This is a genomic window from Streptococcus sp. SR4 (assembly GCF_000517725.1).
Taxonomy (GTDB): domain Bacteria; phylum Bacillota; class Bacilli; order Lactobacillales; family Streptococcaceae; genus Streptococcus; species Streptococcus salivarius_F.
On record NZ_AZYW01000030.1, the window covers coordinates 1 to 3,252 of the forward strand.

The 3,252-nt window shown below is 38.3% G+C and carries 1 protein-coding gene; it reads right to left on the reverse strand.

Features of this window, described 5'->3' with window-relative positions; translation table 11 throughout:
* Positions 1–230 precede the first annotated feature (230 nt).
* The coding region (locus HMPREF1519_RS03870) for a hypothetical protein (protein WP_037611215.1) at positions 231–3,252 on the reverse strand (3,022 nt) is incomplete at its 5' end.

The window sequence follows — 3,252 nt, forward strand, 5'->3', positions numbered from 1 at the left end:
TAAAGATAAGAAAACGATTACACTGAAAAGTGACTAATAAAGTAAATGTCGCAATTTTAGCAGTCACAAGAGTTTAAAAACACAAAAAAATCCAGGACCTATGCCCTGGATTTTAGGAAATCATGAAAAAGAAAAGTTTTAGGATAGTTGTAGTATACAAAGCGATTCCTAAAGTTTTCTTAAAGTGGAAGATGGAATTACTTTTTCATAATGATTACTGTTCACTTACACTAATTGAGGAGTTTTCCATTTCCCTCAGCATCAAAATGGTAGGTCTTACCTTCGATAGTGAGGGTAGTGTTCTCAGTACGTGCACCACTGTTAGGATCATAATAATGAAGTTTATCATTTACAGTGACAAGTTCCCCTTTAGCTTGTTTGCCATCTCTATGGAAATAGACATGAGCCCCATCAATAGTTTGTTCACCGGTTAGTGCATACCAATTAGGTCCAAAGTAATACCAGTTACCATTAACCTCTTTATATTGATTTTTTATAGCAGTAGCTGTTTCCTTATCAAAGTAATAGATATGGCTACCATTAGGAATAAGTGATGGGAAATAGTCTTTAGTCAAGCCATTCGCCCTAACCCTACCATCAGCATATTTATTTGTCGGAGCATCAAACATATAAAGTTCTCCGTTGATAATGTGAAGCCCTAATGGGACGTGACCAGAAGCGGTAATGTAATATCTATTACCATTTTTGGCCTTAACGAATTGAGGCCCTTTGACTTCCTTATTATTCAAATCGTAGAATGAAGAGTAGCCATAAGGATATAGAAATTCTTCTCTAGCAAGGTGGGGATCTGCACCGCCCGTAAAGGTATACTCTTTACCATTGATAGTTCGAACTCCCCCTTCTCTAAGTCTTTTGCCTTTAGCATCAACATAATAAGTCTTTCCATTCAAATCGACAAATTGTTCCTTAAGGCGGGCACCACTATCTTTATCGTAAAATGAATCGTTTTCAGCAAAGTTTCCTTTAACCTGCTTACCAGTACTATCGAAGTAGACCTCGACACCATCAATGACTTGTTCACCAGTAAGGCGTTTGCCGTCATTACCAATATAATACCAATTATTGTTTATGTTTTGATAATGATTTTGTCCTAAGTCTACTCGGTCTCCTGAATTTTTACTGTAATAGTAGCCATCCGAAGCGAAGTCGCCCTTAATCTGTTTACCGTCTTGGTCAAAGAAAACATTATGACCATCAACGACATGGGCACCTTTAAGAGGAGTACCTTTAGCACCGATTCTATACCAATTGTTATTGAAGTTAACATAACGATTGGTTACTTGTACTCCTGAATTTTCATCATAGTACGCTCCATTTTCAGCAAAGTTCCCTTTAACTTGCTTGCCATCTTTATCAAAGTAAAAAGTGTTGCCATTAATGACTTGTTCACCTTTTACAATTTTACCTTCGTTATTAAGATAGTACCAGTTACCGTTCACTTGAACAAACTGATTGTTGCCAAGATTAACGCGTGCACCAGAATCTTTATCATAATAGAAACCGTCATCTGCGAAAATCCCTTTAGCTTGAACCCCATTTTTGTCAAAGAATACGGTTACGCCATTAATGACTTGCTCTCCTTTAAGAGCTTTAGAGTCTGAACCGATATAGAACCATTTATCTTTATTTTCAAGGGTATTATATGAGTTACTCTGGTCATTGATTTGAACATAACGATTAGTAACAGGTTCCCCTGTAATTGCATCATAAAAAAGTCCATTAGGTGCGAAATTTCCCTTAACTTGGATACCGTATTCACCGAAGTTGAGATGCTTACCATTAATAATTTGTTCTCCCTTAATTGTATTGCCTTCGTTATCGAGGTAATAAATAAGGGTTCCTGATGGTTGCTCTAAGGAGACAAAGCTATTTTTGACGAGTGCTCCAGTGTCTTTATCATAATAAAAACCATCGTAGCCGAAGTCTCCTTTGGCTTGGTGTCCTCTATAGTTAAAGTAGACACGAACGCCGTCAATAACTTGTGGACCTGTTACCACTTTTCCGTCTGACCCAAGATAATACCAATGGGTCTCTAGAGTTGGAGCCATTGAGCCGTTCGATTCGTAGCGTGTTAATTGAATATAACGGTTTGTCACGAGCTCGCCAGTATCCTTGTCATAGAATTGGCCGTCAGAATTAAAATCCCCTTTAATTTGATATCCGTAATAAGGGGTAAAGTAAACTTTCACACCATCAATGACTTGTTCACCTTTAAGTATCTTTCCATCTTCATCAACATAGAACCAATGGTTATCGATGAACACGTAGTGTTTTTTCCCTAGATCAACTAAATTACCATCTTGATCATAGAAACGCCCATTGTCAGCAACGCTATTACGCACCTGTGCTCCATCATACTTATCGAAATAGACAGATTTTCCATTGATGATTTGTTCACCTTTTAATTTGTCGCCATTTTTATCAACATAGAAAGGATAGATAGTGTTGTTATAGTTGTATTTAGTGCTAAAAACATAGCTATCTGTTACAAGGTTACCATCTTTATCGTAGAAGTGTTCATTGCTAGCAAATCCGTCTCGAACTTGAAGGCCGTTGTAATCATTGAAATAAACTTGTTTTCCTTGAATGGTTTGTGCGCCTTTTAATGGTTCACCATTTTTATCGACATAGTAAACACCACCAAGATGATTAATATAACGATCCGTTACAAGAGCACCAGAATCTGCATCATAGTATTGTTTATTTTTTGAAAAGTTTCCCTTGACTTGTATGCCATTTTCATCGAAATAAACGTTGACCCCATCGATTTTTTGTGCACCAGTTAGGTTCTTACCACTAGCATCCTTATAATACCAGTTACCAAGGCTATCACTATAATATTGACCACCGGTAACATTGGTTTCACTATTGGTATCTGCGGTTGCTGATGCAGCCTCACTGGCAGCCCGGTCTGTAGTTACAGCTTCGCGTGTTTGGCCTGAGGCCGATTCTGCAGGTGCTTGACTTTCGCTTGCAGTTGTTGAAGCTGTTTCACTAGCGTTTTCTGAACTTGTAGCAGAAGTTGTGGCTTGTTCTGAAACATTTGTGGTGTTTTCTGTGCTAGCCACATTTTCAGTAGTAGCAGGTGCTTCGACAACCTTTGTTTCGACGAGGTCTGCTGTAGTTTCTACATTCGCAGTGGTAGCAGCAGTCACATCAAGGTTTGATGAGTTGTCAGCTTTAGCTTCCTCAGCGAAGGCAGGTTTTGCGATAAAGGCAAAACTTGCAAGG